This window comes from Erythrobacter sp. HI0063 (assembly GCF_001635685.1).
Lineage (GTDB): Bacteria > Pseudomonadota > Alphaproteobacteria > Sphingomonadales > Sphingomonadaceae > Qipengyuania.
Map to the genome: position 1 here is coordinate 18,847 of NZ_LWFF01000070.1, position 13,505 is coordinate 32,351.

The 13,505-nt window shown below is 61.7% G+C and carries 12 protein-coding genes; all 12 read right to left on the bottom strand.

Annotation, left to right across the window (positions count from 1 at the left end):
- Nucleotides 1-28 precede the first annotated feature (28 nt).
- The 12 genes from A3736_RS03465 to A3736_RS03520 all read right to left on the bottom strand — a co-directional run bounded on the left by A3736_RS03465 (nucleotide 29) and on the right by A3736_RS03520 (nucleotide 13,505).
- On the bottom strand, nucleotides 29-1,177 hold the full coding sequence (locus tag A3736_RS03465; RefSeq protein WP_067679325.1) for an efflux RND transporter periplasmic adaptor subunit: 1,149 nt from the start codon (nucleotides 1,175-1,177) through the stop codon (nucleotides 29-31).
- Nucleotides 1,178-1,188: 11 nt separating this feature from the next.
- Nucleotides 1,189-2,442: a TolC family protein gene (locus A3736_RS03470; RefSeq protein ID WP_067679262.1), complete on the bottom strand. Its 1,254-nt coding sequence runs from the start codon at nucleotides 2,440-2,442 to the stop codon at nucleotides 1,189-1,191.
- A gap of 63 nt (nucleotides 2,443-2,505) precedes the next feature.
- Nucleotides 2,506-2,880 (bottom strand): hypothetical protein, encoded by a 375-nt coding sequence (locus A3736_RS03475; protein WP_054523295.1) that lies wholly within the window; start codon nucleotides 2,878-2,880, stop codon nucleotides 2,506-2,508.
- A 123-nt stretch (nucleotides 2,881-3,003) separates the two neighbouring features.
- Nucleotides 3,004-3,957 (bottom strand): CDF family Co(II)/Ni(II) efflux transporter DmeF, encoded by a 954-nt coding sequence (gene dmeF, locus A3736_RS03480; protein ID WP_054523294.1) that lies wholly within the window; start codon nucleotides 3,955-3,957, stop codon nucleotides 3,004-3,006.
- A gap of 130 nt (nucleotides 3,958-4,087) precedes the next feature.
- Nucleotides 4,088-5,026, bottom strand: a complete 939-nt coding sequence (locus tag A3736_RS03485; RefSeq protein ID WP_054523293.1) for a DUF2493 domain-containing protein — start codon at nucleotides 5,024-5,026, stop codon at nucleotides 4,088-4,090.
- Between the two features lie 219 nt (nucleotides 5,027-5,245).
- Nucleotides 5,246-5,686 (bottom strand): hypothetical protein, encoded by a 441-nt coding sequence (locus A3736_RS03490; protein ID WP_054523292.1) that lies wholly within the window; start codon nucleotides 5,684-5,686, stop codon nucleotides 5,246-5,248.
- 11 nt (nucleotides 5,687-5,697) lie between these two features.
- Entirely contained in the window at nucleotides 5,698-6,627 is a 930-nt protein-coding gene (locus A3736_RS03495) for an ArdC family protein (RefSeq protein ID WP_067679328.1), read from the bottom strand.
- Between the two features lie 175 nt (nucleotides 6,628-6,802).
- Entirely contained in the window at nucleotides 6,803-8,359 is a 1,557-nt protein-coding gene (locus A3736_RS03500) for a hypothetical protein (protein WP_054523290.1), read from the bottom strand.
- Nucleotides 8,356-10,371 carry a toll/interleukin-1 receptor domain-containing protein gene (locus A3736_RS03505; RefSeq protein ID WP_233999207.1) on the bottom strand — a complete coding sequence of 672 codons (2,016 nt, stop codon included), beginning with the start codon at nucleotides 10,369-10,371 and terminating at the stop codon, nucleotides 8,356-8,358. The genes A3736_RS03500 and A3736_RS03505 overlap by 4 nt, the downstream gene beginning before the upstream one ends.
- A gap of 152 nt (nucleotides 10,372-10,523) precedes the next feature.
- The gene (locus A3736_RS03510; protein ID WP_054523288.1) at nucleotides 10,524-12,497 is read right to left on the bottom strand and encodes a ParB/RepB/Spo0J family partition protein; all 1,974 of its coding nucleotides are present in this window, start codon (nucleotides 12,495-12,497) and stop codon (nucleotides 10,524-10,526) included.
- Nucleotides 12,498-12,875: 378 nt separating this feature from the next.
- The gene (locus A3736_RS03515; protein ID WP_054523287.1) at nucleotides 12,876-13,235 is read right to left on the bottom strand and encodes a type II toxin-antitoxin system RelE/ParE family toxin; all 360 of its coding nucleotides are present in this window, start codon (nucleotides 13,233-13,235) and stop codon (nucleotides 12,876-12,878) included.
- The gene (locus A3736_RS03520) at nucleotides 13,236-13,505 is read right to left on the bottom strand and encodes a type II toxin-antitoxin system Phd/YefM family antitoxin (RefSeq protein WP_010240558.1); all 270 of its coding nucleotides are present in this window, start codon (nucleotides 13,503-13,505) and stop codon (nucleotides 13,236-13,238) included.

The window sequence follows — 13,505 nt, forward strand, 5'->3', positions numbered from 1 at the left end:
GTGGGAGCGATCCGCGTCCTGCATGTGATCAGTGTCCATGCTCGGCCTCCTCCTTCTCGAGTTCAGCCTTCAGCAAAAAGGCATTGGCGGTGGCGATCCGCCACTGCGCTTCGAGACCGGACTCGATGACCACGCGTCCTCCCGAACGCGCACCGGTGACCACCGGACGGGCTTGAAACCCGCGGCGCGTGCGAACGAAGACCACTTCTGCGCCATCGATTGTCTGGACGGCACTTTCCGGCACCGACATGCGGCCTGTATCGACCTCACCCGAGGGGCGGATACGTGCCTGCAGGAAGGCCCCGGGTTGCAGACCGGGGATCGGTCTTGCCAGCGACAGGACCGCCGTAGCGCTGCGGCTTTCGGGATCGAGCGAGGGAGTGACAGACCGCACGCGCGCACCCACTTCCCGGTTGTCCGCGATTTCCAGCGTCGCCTCGTCGCCAGGCTGGATGCGGCTTGCTTCAGCCGACGGGAGGGCAACCTCGACCTGCATGCCGCTCGGATTCACGACCTGATAGAGTTCTTCCCCGGCATCGACGAAGGAGCCGAGAACGATAGGCGCCGAGGTCACTCGGCCTGCGAGCGGGCTCGTGACCGCAAGGGAGCGCCCGTCGCCGCTAACGCCCGCCGCGGAGACTGCCGCCTGGGCGCGCGCAAGTTCCGACTGGGCGACCTGCAGATTTGCTCGCGCGGCCTCGAGATCCTGCCGTGCGGTGACATTGGCCTCGAACAGGCGGCGCTCCCGATCGTAGGCAGCGGACAGTTCGTTGACCCTCGCGCGCGCTGCGCTCAACTGCGCTGCGAGAGCAGCCGCGTCGGCGCTCTCGATGCGGGCAATCGTCTCGCCCTGCCTCACGTAATCGCCCAGCGTTTTGCCGACACTGCGGACCACGCCCGCCGCGCGGGCATCGATGCGGGCACTTGCCGTCGGGCTTGCCGCGACGGTGGCCGGGAAGACCAGCTCGACCGCCGATCCCTGGCCGACGGTTTCGACCACTATCTGGGACGCTTCAATTTGTTCGGCGCCAAGCAGGACAAGGCCTTCGGGAAGCTCGACCTCCTCACTCGTCTCCTCGGCGATTTGGTCAGCTTCGTTATCGGGCCACAGCATGAGCGCCGCGACTACAAAGAGAATGGAAAGGCCGATCGCAACGGCCAGACGTTTACGGTTCATCGGAAAATACCTCATTGTGCACCGAGCCAGATCAGTGTCGCCGCCAGGCGACCACGATCTTCCTGAGCTTGAATCAAAGCTTCACGGATGGTGTCACGCGCTTCGGCCGCAGCCAGAACTTCGATCAGCGGAAACCTGCCGTTGCGGTAGCCAATCCGAACGAGGCGCAAGGCTTCTTCGGCTTGGGGCAAGGACGTCTCCGCGAGGGTCTCGACCCGCGCTTCGGCTGCCAGAAATTGTCCGCGGGCCTGCGTGACCTCGAGTTCGAAATCGGTGCGGGCAATTGCTTCCCGCGCCGTCGCGGCGCGAAGCCGCGCTTCGGCAGCGGCGATGTTTCCCTGGTTGCGATTACGCAATGGAAGCGGGATCGAAACCCCCACGAGAAACGCCTGGTCTCGACTTTCCTCGAACCGTCGGACTCCGGCGGATATTGCCGGATCCGGAATGCCGAGAGAGCGTTCCCGGGCGATCGCGGCATCCGCGGCCTCGCGTTCGGCACGGGCGACCTGAAGTCGTAAGGCCGAAGGTGACGCGAGCAGCGTCGCCGGAGGTTCGATCTCGGGGAACACCGAAGGCACGTCCGTAGCAGGTGTTGCCTCGCCCCAAAGCGCGGCGAGCGCGTTCCTCGCCGTACTGTCGGCAGCCAGGGCCGCTTCAAGCTCCGCGAGCGCCTCCGCAAGTGCCGCTTCGGCACGAAGCGATCGCAGAGGAGGCTCCCGCCCAACATCGACCAGTACGCCTGCGATCCTGGCAAGCTCGCGATTGCGCTCGACTATGTCCCGCGCGAGTTCCAATCGGGCTGCCGCAGCGACGGCTTCGACATAGCGTTCGCGCACCGATCGCCCGAGCTGAGCAACCGAGAGCGCTCCTGAAAGGGTCGCGACGCGCGCTTCCGCCTGGGCGGCGCGGACGCGCGCTCCCCGTTTGCCGCCCAATTCGAGCCGCTGGCTCAGGGACAAAGTATACTCGGTGGCCTGCAATCCCGAAAACGCGCCGCTCCCGGCAATGTTTTCGGCTTCGAAAGCAATTTCTGGGTTGGGCCGCAGCCGCGCCTGGTCGACTAGGGCCCGCGCCGCGTCGGCTTCGGCCCGCGGTCCGATCAGGCGCGGATTTTCTGGGGGCTCATCTGCGCTGTCGACGATGCCCGCACGAGCGAGCGCAGCTTCGAGCGTCAGAAGCTCACGCTCCTGCGCCGCCACGGTCGTGGCTTGAGCGGCGAGGAACAGCCCTCCAAGGAGGACCCCTCGCCAATGAATGGCTGACATTTTTCGAATATTCCTCTGCTGACGATCCGAACTGCGCTGCGGCATGCAGCGCGGTGACGGTCGTCAGGCGCGAGGGGGGCGCTTCAGTCGGTCGGCAATGTCGGAAGCGAGCGCTTCGGCGGGAGGCGCATCGGGAACCACAACCAAGTGAGGAACCGAATTCTTCTGCACGGTGCTGGCAAAGCTCGCCCCATGATGACAATGGCCGTGCCCACACACGCCGTGTTGCTCGGTCGGCGCATCCGGATCGCCCGGAACTTCGTCAGTAGCTGCGGATGACGCGGACGCGCTGTCGAGCGAAACCAGAACGGGCGTGCTTCCGGGCGCCACTTCGGCGCCGCAAGCAGCAGCATCCGCCGCCGTCACGAACACCATCGCGACCAGCATGAGCAGGACGACGAAAGGATGCAGGACAAGGCGACGATAGCTTGTGGTCATGGATTCCGACGGCTCCTAGCAAACCGGATCAAGATTGCAAGCTCCGTAACACGATGAAGTATAAGTCGTTTGTTACAGTATAACAGTCCTCGAATACTGTTTCGGTCTTTTAGAACGGCGCGATCAGGCCGCGCGAAGCTCGGGATGGGGATGCTCGCAGCGATGCACTTCGATCGTGACGTGCACATATTCCGCATGCTCTGAAAGTCGGCTCGCATAATGGTCGGGCGCGAGCGGATCACCGGCGATGAGCGAGGCGATGACCGCATACTTGCCAGGGCCGATACGCCAGATGTGCAGATCGCCGATCGCGGCGTCCCGGTCCTCTAGCGCCTCGCTCACTTCTGTGTATCGTTCAGAGTCCGCCTCGGCGTCGACAAGCACGGCTGCGGTATCGCGCAGCAGCGACCATGACCAGCGCCCGATCACGAATGCACCTACCAGACCCATTGCTGCGTCCATCCATGCCCAGCCGAGGTACATGCCGGCGAGAAGGGCCACGATAGCCAGGACCGAGGTCAGGGCATCGGCAAGCACGTGGAAATAGGCGGAGCGCAGATTGTTGTCGGCATGCGCATGGTCGTGGTGATGATGATGGTCGTGATCATGCCCATGGTGATGATCGGCACCAAGCAGCCAGGCACTCGCGAGGTTCACCACGAGGCCGAGCAGGGCGATCCAGATCGCCTCGGTATAGGCAATCGTGAGCGGACTGACGAACCTTTGAGCCGATTCAACCGCGATCCCGATTGCGAAGATGGCGAGGACAAGCGCGCTCGCGAAGCCGACGAGGTCGCCCACCTTGCCGGTACCGAATGTGAAACGCGGGTTGTTCGCATGGCGCCTGGCAAACCAGTAGGCAAAGGCCGCGACGCCCAGGGCACCTGCGTGGGTCGCCATGTGGATACCATCGGCGAGAAGCGCCATCGATCCGGTCCACAGGCCAGCGACGATTTCGACCACCATCATCGCGGCGGTCAAGGCAACGACATAACGCGTGCGCCGCTCATGGGCGTCGTGCGAGGCGCTCAGGAAGTTGTGATCATGGGCGAGCGGATTGGAGTCGGCGTGGTGCATGCGGGGCTGATAACCCGAGATGCCTTCCCAAGAAATCCCCTCTCCAACCGAAAAGGCAATCGATGACAATTGTCTGAGATGGTCGCCGCAGCCAACCGATGGTAGACATGCTGCAGCGACCAACAGACTATTATCCCTTAGTCTTGGATCCGGACGTCACGGTCCTGCGATCGACCACGGTGATCCGGCGCGTCTTGGCGTCGATCACTAGCCGTTCAGTCACGCCATTGCCCGGAAAGGCGACAACGTAACGCGGATTGAGCGAAAGCATCTGCTCGTTGCGCTTGAACCCGGCGCGGGCACCAAGCCGACGATCGAGCGAATACGTCAGCTGCTGGACTTCGCGGCGCTCGGCCCAGCTCGCTGCCAGACGATCGGCACCCTTGCCGTCGCCGCCATGGACCAGGAAGAGATCGGGAACCGCATCGCGAACCTTGTCCAGCGTCGCCCAGATATTGTCGGCATAGACACGCGCATCTTCTGCGTTTTCGAAGCTCTGGCGACCACCGGCGAAGACGATTGGAGTGCCTTCCGGGATCAGGGCGTGACGCCGGTTCTCAGCACGTGCGCGAAGGAAGTCGCGGGCATCGATCACAGTCGAGGTAAGGTTGCGCGAATGGCTCGTGCGCGAGCCGGAAACGGGCTTCCACGAGGAACCGGTCTCGTCGCGATAGAGTGCTGCCGCAGCCTCGCGCATCTGCTCGAAGGCAAGCATGCTGGCTTCGGCGGCCTGCGCGCGCTCTACCTGCTCTTCCAGATTGCTCGAATGCACTTCGGAGCCATCGGCCGATGCGAGCAGAACACGGATTTCATCGCTGGCCCGGTCGAGCTGAGCCGACTTGCGGCTGGCTGCGCGGTGAAAGAGATTGACCATGCCCCAGGCAATGTCCTCGGCATCGGCCTCCAGGGCCGTGTCCGAAAACATCGCGAAAAGATCGGACCAGACTGCAGCGAGGGTCTGCTCGATCGCATCCTCGCAGGGAAAGTCGGTCTCGTTGAAGGGGGCTGGCCTGATGCTTAGGCCCGAGAGATCGAGACCGTTCAATTGGTCGATGAAGCTGTCGTACATGGGGTGTCTCCTGATCGCGGGGACAAGGAGAGGAGGCACCATTGCCTCGGCCCTGTCCGCCGGAGCCCGATCAGGGCCGGGACAAGGGGCGTGACGCACCGCGTAGCGGGAAACCTGCGGCCCTAGGCTGGCGCGGGCAACACGGGCCGACGGGCCGCAGGTTGCGGCGCGCCCCGACCGGCCCAAGGGCCTCTCCCGGCGGACAGGGATGAGGCAGGATCAGGTCCCGATGTCGCAGGTGGATCGGGAGCGCTCGAAGATCGCTTCGCCATTCGAGAATCGCCCGACCAGGCGCAGATCCCCGAACAGGTCAATAAAGCGTCCCGACACCTGGGCGAGCCAGTGCCGTGCCCTTGCCGTTCGTGGGACGTAGAAATCCGCCTCCCAGTATCGGGCATCGTCACGCTCGACGAGCCAGATCGCGGCGAGACCGCAATAGGTCGATATGCCGCAATCAGCGAAGGCATTGCGAAGGAGGATACGATCTTCGCGGCCGCGCCATCCATTGAAGCGCTCGAACGAAGGAAAGGCCGCTTTCGCGGCATCGATGACCTCGTCGACGAGGCACTCATAGACCCAGTCGATATCTTCGTCTTCGCCGTCATCGAGCAAGCGAAAGGCCACTACGGAGCCGGTCGGGTAGCTGACGGAACGTCCCATCTCACTACTCCTTAGGCTGCATCGGCGAGATCGATGTCGGCCTCGCCTTCACGGGATTGATGGCCTCCAAGTTCGAGCAACAGGCTGGCAGCTTCTTCGGCCTTGGCCGCGGCGGTCAGGATCGCGCGCTCGTCCGATTTGAGGATCTTGAGCCAGGACGCGATGTAACTGGCGTGATGGTCGAGGTGGGTGACCGGAAGGCCCAATTCGGCTCCAAGGATTGCCGAGGACAGTTCTGCGATCAGTTCTTCTGCTGCGTAGGCGTCGCTGCCGAAGCGGTTCTTGAGATCGCGGTCGAGCCGCGAAGAATGCCCCGTCCAGTGCGACAACTCGTGTGCGAGCGTCGCGTAGTAGTGGTCGTAGGCTTCGAACAGTTCGGCTGGCGGCATGGTGACGCGGTCGCGCAGCGGCTCGTAGTAGGCCTGCGAGCCATGATGGCGCAGGTCTGCGCCAATATGGGCAAAGAAAGCATCGAGCCGGTCTTCGCGTCCTTCTGGCTCAAGCGCGGCAACCAGCGACTTGGGAAAGTAGAACTCGGGCAGGCCGTCGCACTGATCGGCGTTGAACACGGCATAGGCCTTGAGCACGCGCCGGTTCTCGGTGTCAGCTTCGCCTTCGGCGTTCTCGACCTCTTTGGTGTAGCTCTTGTAGAAGATCGCGAGGGTCGATTTTTCACCCTTGCGGACTTGTCCGCCGAGCGGCTGACACTGGCGATAGGTCATCCAGTAAGGCGAGGTATAGCCGCAGCCATCGGCCACCATCCACAACCAGAATGTGTTCATGCCGCGGTAGGGTGTCCCGCAGCTCCGCAAGGGCCGCGAGACCGGCACACCGCGCCATGGCTTGACCCAAGGCTTGGTGCCTTGCTCGAGCTTTTCGATGATAGCGGCGGTGATGCTCTGAGCCGGCGAAGTCGATGCAGCGCGACGGGACTTCTTTATGGGAGTTCTCCTGATCGCCGAGACCGAATTGTCCCGGTTCAGGAAGAGCAAAGCTTCCTCCCCTCTCATTAATGAATGCCGCTACGAGTCTTCGTTTCGGACCTGTTGCCGCGCGCGACGCTATCCCAATAGCGGACAGCCAAAAGGACATCTCGCAAAGAATGTGCCGCAACAATTAGACATAGAACTTGAAGGGCTGCTTCTCCTCTCCCTTTGCCGAGCCCATGGTGAGGACATCGCCGACCATACGGGCGAACCGCACAGTTACGGGCAGGCCGTCATTGAAGTTGCAGGAATTATAGTTGATCTTGGTCAGTCCCATGATGTCTTGTAGCACCGTCAGGATATTGGGTTTGGCGAATCGGCTTCGCAGCACAGTAATGTGAAGCGGATTGGGTGTTTCCGGACCTATATAGGTATCCAGCTGGGGCACGTAGCCTGACGACCAAAGGTAGGCGGTCTGGTCGTCAAGCAAAAGTGCCGTGCCGCGCAGGACCGGATAATCCCCATCGCGAAAAAGCTTTGTTTCACCGCCAGTTGATCGGATTCTAACCCCTACAAGGTTGGTTTCAGCCGGCACTGCCGCGACGAAGCCCTGCCACTCTTCGTCGTTGAATGTCGTTTGCCCGTGAATGAATAGTTCAGCTGGCGGGGCTCCATGTGTTTCGATGTAGGTCTCGAGGACGAGTTCCATGAGCTCTCGGGCGGCCCGCGGCTTGAGATGGAACTCGCGGTCGCCCGTCTTCCAAGGGCCATTGGCTCCGCGGAAGACGACGCCGTCACCTTCGTTGAGAAACATCTGTGCGGCGCAGCATGAATGACCGTCAGGATCGTTAGGCAGGCTTTTGTAGACCATCCCGATATAACAAACGCCTTGGCGCACTTCGGCTAGGCGCCAGGGTGGCTTTGGCTGGGTCTTGTAGTAGAGACCCGTTGCCAGATTCCAGGCAGTGGTCGCGGCATCCTGCGTATTGCGGATCGGGTAGCCTGCCTTGTTCAGGAATGCCCCTGGAGCGAGCGTCGTTTCGCGCACCAGCTGAGTGGGGGCGATCCTTAGGAACTCTGCCTTGATACGGCGGTGAAAGTCCGGGACATCTTCGAAGATCCGCTCGCCGCTCTGGTCGATGATTCCCGCCCCTGACAGGAGCGGCAGGTCTGCGCGAAACTTTTGCTTTTTGCCGAATTCTCCCTTGACCAAGGGCAAACCGGTGCGGCGAGATTCCGGACGGCAGCGCTCATAGACGATTTCGGGCAGGACCAGCACCCAGACATCGATCGCCTTCTCCTCGTTGCGCAGATACTTTTGCACGCGATCGATGTAGAGACTGGCCACCTGGTCGACCGCCTCATTGAGGTTGGTCACGCGCGTGGCCCTGTCGATATCCGCGAGCGGAATTGACAGCACGCTGCATTCGTCGGGATCGAAGGAAATGCCGAATGCCTCTTCGAGCCCGGGGAAATTTGCCAGATGCAACCGGTCCGCCTTTTCCCCTTTTCCCGGCGGCGGAACCTCAACCGAGCGGAGCAAAGAACGCGACCAGCTCCGGAAATGCGCGAGACCTTCGGGCGTGCCGACCACGCCGACCCTAATCTCCTTCGTTTTCTTGGCTTTGGCCAGCGGGCCGTAGAGAAACAGCCCGTCCTTTGGATGCGGACTCTGCTGGCCGAAAGCGAACTCAAGCTGCGGTTCAGCGAGGTGCTCAACCTTGAGTTGCGTCTCCGGGAACCTCATGCCGAATCCTCTTCCAGCGACAGCTCGGGTCTCCCGAGCGTACTGGCGTCAGTTTCCTCAGCGTCCGGATCCAGCAGGTCTGGAAGGACCGTGCTGACAGGCGAGGTAAACAGGATCGGAGAGGCATCGAGCATGAGCGAGCGCGTACCGCCAAGCTTGAGGCGGATATAGGCGGACTCACCCGAGAGCAGTTCGAGGAAGGCAAGCAATCGGCCATGCCATTGCTTATTGCGCCAGCCCTTGCAGATTGATCTGCGCAATCGATGCATCTTCTTCGCATCGTCGATCTGCAAGCCTTCGGGGGTGCCGTTGTCGTCCGCGAATAGAACGCGGGATTTGAGTCTTAGATGCCAGAAGGGCCACAAGACTGGCGTGGCGGTCACGCCGAACTGCCAGATATGACCCTTGGCAATGTTGCGGAGCATCGAAGCGCGTCGTTCGCCTTGCCGCCCCCAAGGGATCAGTTTTCCTATCGGCGCTAGCTCTGGCGACGCATGAAAACCGATTGAACTGGAGTAATTGTATTGCAGCAGGCCTCGCTCACGACAGTAGCTGATCCAAGCCTCGCCAAACATCTGCACCAGCATCTTTTGCGCGACCTGCCGCACGATCGCGAGTTCGGCCCAGCCATGCTCAGCAAATTCCTCAATCGGCAATTCAGCGGTGAGCTCGAAACGGCCGATTGACCCGAGCTCAGCCTCGATGTCGCCTAAGTCCGCCATGCTGACAATCCCGCCGCGATGGGCAATTGCCGGGTATGAAAGCGTCTTGGCGGCGATGGCACTCGTTTGTTCGGTCTGAGCACCCATTGCGGAAAAAAAGCGGATCGTGTCGGGCGCCTCGAGAACCCTGAGCCAGTTCGAGGTTAAGGGCTCGGGATCGGTCGACAATTCTATGCTGCGACGCCGCCGAAACAATTCCCAATTCAGGTTGATCGCAACGCCGTCGGCACGCTGAGGCACCTTCTGCCGGCGCAAAGTCTCCAGAAGGGTCTGCAGTCCTTCGCCCCATCCGCGCACGAAGTCGACCGGCCGAGCATCCCCGATCCCCTTGATGCGATTGGTCGCTTCAAGTCTCAATGGTATCATGAAGCGGCTGTCATCGATCGCTTGCGCCACTTCCAGAGCGAGATCGATATTGTCCTGAACGTTTGTGTCTGCGGTTGCCGCCGCCGAGACGCAGATCAAGGCCTTGGCTGCGCGATGTTGCAGGACCAAGCCTTCCTCGCGTCGCCATCTGTCTCCAGGCTCAAGTGAGAGGATATCAGCAAAGACAGTGTACCCTTCTGCCTCGAGCTTGGGAGCGAGCCAGAGCGCGAACTCGTCGTCTGCGGGATGGGTCTTAATCAGAAACAACACGTTGCGTTCGAAATTCGACGCCTTTTCTCCTTCGCCTTTCGCCGCATTTGATTGACCAAGCAGGTCGGAGAAGATTTCTGGGAGATCCTGCTTGGTACCCAGCGCCTCGACGACTGCGTCGGAGACGATGGACCGCAAGGCTGCGGTCGACCCCTGCCAAAGCGCCGGATGAGCCTTCTCGATGTCAGGAAATTTGCGCAGCAGGGCGTTTAGATCCGCAGGACCGAAAATATCACCGGGAGACTGGAGAGAGGGCCCGATCTTCTCGGCGAGCGTCTGTTTGCGAGCTGGCGTTAGGTCACATGAAGTTGCCAGAAGATAGCGGCTAGGCGCGAGCTGATCGATCTTGGCGCGCTCGCTCGCCATCGCCGAGTTCAGTTTGGAAAAGCCCGAGCGCAGATAGTGCTTTGCCTGCAAAATGACGCTGCGGTCGCTCTCGGCGTATCGGCCATCGATTCCCTGATCCGGTCCTTCTGCGAAACGTTCAAACCGAACCGCAAGCTCTGCCCCGATGAGCGCGTTTGCCAGTTCTTCGAACTCACTGTGCGACAAGGAAGCGAAATCGTAGGTCACCCAATTAGATGACGTTTCTGGGAGACGTGCGTCAAGTAATTGAGCAAGTTGCCCAAGGTTTTCGTGGGGATACATTGGCATTCGCCGATCTCCTGAAAGAAAACGGCTGCTTTCTCCTGCCTGCTCACCAAAACCCAACGGTCTGCAACCGCCCCGAAATTTGACACGGAAAAGGCGGCCCGTCCCGGAAGGGACGGACCGCCCGCCGAGTGACCTGGACCTGTCAGGAGGGGTCAGGCAGCCTGCTCGGCAATCTCGTCAGTTTCTACTGCGTTGACCGCTTCGTCTTCTTCGCGGTCGGACAATTCGCCTTCTTCGGAACCGGCGAAACGCATGATCGGCGGAACCCAAGCCTGCGCCCGCTCCTTGACCTCAGACTCGCCAATGAAGTTGCCGGAGAAGATGCGCTCGGCAGCGCTCGCCAATTCGGCCTTCTTCGATGCAGCGTAGCGACTGACCAGTTCGGGACCACCGGCAGCATCGAGTGCCTCGAGCGTGCGGGCCTTGGCCACGCGGTCGAAGTAGTTCGCCGCCGTGGGACGCCACCAATGCGCGGTCTCGATTTCCAGGAGCGAGCCCAGAGCCTCATGCATAGGCACCGAGCGCTCGCCTTCGCAGGCCAGGCTCGCGACAAGCGTGCGCGAGACGACATGACCAAGCCAGGCCGAGCGCCCCTCGTCGGATAGTGCCCGGAACCTGGCAAACCGCTCAACATCGCTTTCGCCAGAGCGCCAGCTTTCATCGAGCGACCCGGCAAACTCGGCCAAAGCAGCACTCGCGGGCGCATCCTTGGCCTCGAACCCGGTGACCGGGCCGGACGCGACAGAGCCGACAAGCGTCGACGCCTTCTTGGCGCGCCAGTCGTGCCCATCGGCATCGGCGAGCGTGAAGACCATGAAGTCGAGCGCCAGTGCCGGATCGTTGGCGAGATGGATTGCCAGGATGTCGCGGCGTTGCATCGCGAGCTCGTCGAGCAAGCGCTGGGACAGCGAGCTACCCTTGGGCTTCGCCGTTCCGCTGTCCTCGACTGCCTCGATAGGACCTTCCTCAGCGATGACTTCGGTCTTGGTATAGAACTGCGGGACCAAGGTCGGCTCGCCATTACGCGAAAGGACGAGGAAGGCACCAGCCTCGGATTTCAGCTCATCGGCGAGTACTGGCGGCCGATCATTGAGCGCGCGCATGGCGCGGTCGATCACCACGAGTTCCTCTTCGGCCTTGGCGACCTCGTCTTCGTCGCTGTCTTCGTCTTCGAGCACGGCGGCGACGCGGTCATAGTCAGCCTCGAGTTCGCCAAGCTCCTTCGCTTCCTGTTCCGTCATCGGCGCAGGTTCGCAAGGCAGACGGCTCAGACCTTCGACAAGGTCATGACTGACATAGGTGCCCAGCGTCGGGTGCACCCAGGCAAGGCCATATTCGAGCGCGATCCTTTCGGCGGCTTCTTCCATGGCCTTGTGCGCGAGGTCTTCGAGCAGCGCGACATCGATCCAGCTCTCGCTGGCATCATCGTCGAACAGTTCGCGCTCGATCCGGCCGCCTGCGGCGAGATAGGCATCTCGTAAGACGAGAACCGCGCGCGGATCGGAGCCATGAACAGTTGCATCGAGCACCATGCGGCGGATCGTGTCAGGCGTGATCTGGTACCAGGCGTCCTGCAGCTCGGCATAGACATGCGCCTGGCGCTCGACGTCGGAAATCGCGCCATAGGCTTTGGCCATGTCGAGCGTAATCGTGCCTTCGGCGAGCGCTTCGAAGACGCAGGGTGCGAGACTTGCTAAGCGCAGACGCCCTTCGACGAATCGGACGGTGAGGCCGAAGCGGCGCGCCACGTCTTCGGTGGTAGCGCCTGCCTCGATGATCGCCGCGAAAGCCTGCGCTTCGTCGGCCGGGTTCATCGCGAGACGCTGGAAGTTCTCGGCAAGGCTGGCCTCGCGCACTTCGCTTTCCTCGCCTTCGATGACGAGGCAGGTAACTTCGTGGTTTTTGGGCAAGGTACCCTCTTCTGCCAGCGCCTGCAGCGCGGCGAGGCGGCGACCACCGGCCTCGACCTCGAACTTGCCGCGCTTTCCTTTGCGCACGACGAGGTTCTGCAGCAGACCGCGCGCACCAATGTCTGCCCGCAGCTGGAGGTCAGCCAGCACATCGCTCGACTTGCGAACGTTGCGCGGGCTCGGGACGAGCTTCTTCAAGGGAATCGACTGGATCATGGGTGTTCTCCTGATGGAATGAAGGCGCAGGTGAGGATCACGAGGCCCACAAGCCCAACGGGCTCCCTCCACTCTCTTCAATGGCTGTGGCGACCATCTATGCTACCGGGATGGGGCGATCAGGGATCGGCTGAGATCCGTCCATGAGAGCAGTTGTTCTCGATGCGCGAACCCATTCGCAAGCCCGTCATCAGCGGGCACAGGCAGATCAGTCGCCCGGACTTGAGGAAGGACGTGATCAGGCTCCGGCGTACGCGACACGGGAGCTTATCGGTTCATTCAGACACACGGAGGGGAGGAGAGAAGGGGAAACCTAAGCGCAATCGGAGGCAGCGCTCAGCTTCATCCGGACCCTGACCTCTTCAGCGGAGCCTATGCCTATCCGCTGCTAAGCAAGCGCTCTTCGAGAAGCGTCCGAAAATCCCGACGCGCATCAGCGATTACGAACACGGTCACCTGACCGGGTGCCGGCTCGGGCTGATACCCGTAGATTATGCGGAACGGAAAGCGCGACAATTGCCGAAAGTCGGTGATCCCGAGAGCCTCAAGTTCCGGTGGAACCGGTCCTTTCTCAGGATTGTTCACAAGGGATTCGATAGACGCGACAAGGTCATCCAGCAGTGCGTCCGCACCATCGTCGCCATCCGGCCCGCGCTGCGTCAAGCGGCGCTGCCAGATACCCGCGAGATCGCGCTCCGCACCGGAGGTGATCTCGATCGCTACGGCGGCCGTCATCATTCAGTTTGACTTACCCCGTACGCGATCCGCAAGGCCTGCCACCGGGCGGGTCCGACCGGCGGCAACATCGGCCTGTCCGAGCGCCAGAAGTTTTAGCAGAGCGAGCGTTTCCTGTGCGCGCTCGTAGCTGGCGACATCCTGCAGAACTGCCTTGGCTTCGCCATTCTGCGTGATGACCATTGGCCCGGCGCCATCTCCAATCTCCCGGATAATTTCGGCGCTGTGGGCCTTCAGATAGCTGATCGGTTTGATGCGCTGGTCCAGCTTCAT

Coding starts and splice junctions, on each gene's coding strand:
- A3736_RS03465 (WP_067679325.1), bottom strand. CDS start 1,177: ATGAACCGTAAACGTCTGGCCGTTGCGATCGGCCTTTCCATTCTCTTT.
- A3736_RS03470 (WP_067679262.1), bottom strand. CDS start 2,442: ATGTCAGCCATTCATTGGCGAGGGGTCCTCCTTGGAGGGCTGTTCCTC.
- A3736_RS03475 (WP_054523295.1), bottom strand. CDS start 2,880: ATGACCACAAGCTATCGTCGCCTTGTCCTGCATCCTTTCGTCGTCCTG.
- dmeF (WP_054523294.1), bottom strand. CDS start 3,957: ATGCACCACGCCGACTCCAATCCGCTCGCCCATGATCACAACTTCCTG.
- A3736_RS03485 (WP_054523293.1), bottom strand. CDS start 5,026: ATGTACGACAGCTTCATCGACCAATTGAACGGTCTCGATCTCTCGGGC.
- A3736_RS03490 (WP_054523292.1), bottom strand. CDS start 5,686: ATGGGACGTTCCGTCAGCTACCCGACCGGCTCCGTAGTGGCCTTTCGC.
- A3736_RS03500 (WP_054523290.1), bottom strand. CDS start 8,359: ATGAGGTTCCCGGAGACGCAACTCAAGGTTGAGCACCTCGCTGAACCG.
- A3736_RS03505 (WP_233999207.1), bottom strand. CDS start 10,371: ATGCCAATGTATCCCCACGAAAACCTTGGGCAACTTGCTCAATTACTT.
- A3736_RS03510 (WP_054523288.1), bottom strand. CDS start 12,497: ATGATCCAGTCGATTCCCTTGAAGAAGCTCGTCCCGAGCCCGCGCAAC.
- A3736_RS03515 (WP_054523287.1), bottom strand. CDS start 13,235: ATGATGACGGCCGCCGTAGCGATCGAGATCACCTCCGGTGCGGAGCGC.
- A3736_RS03520 (WP_010240558.1), bottom strand. CDS start 13,505: ATGAAGCTGGACCAGCGCATCAAACCGATCAGCTATCTGAAGGCCCAC.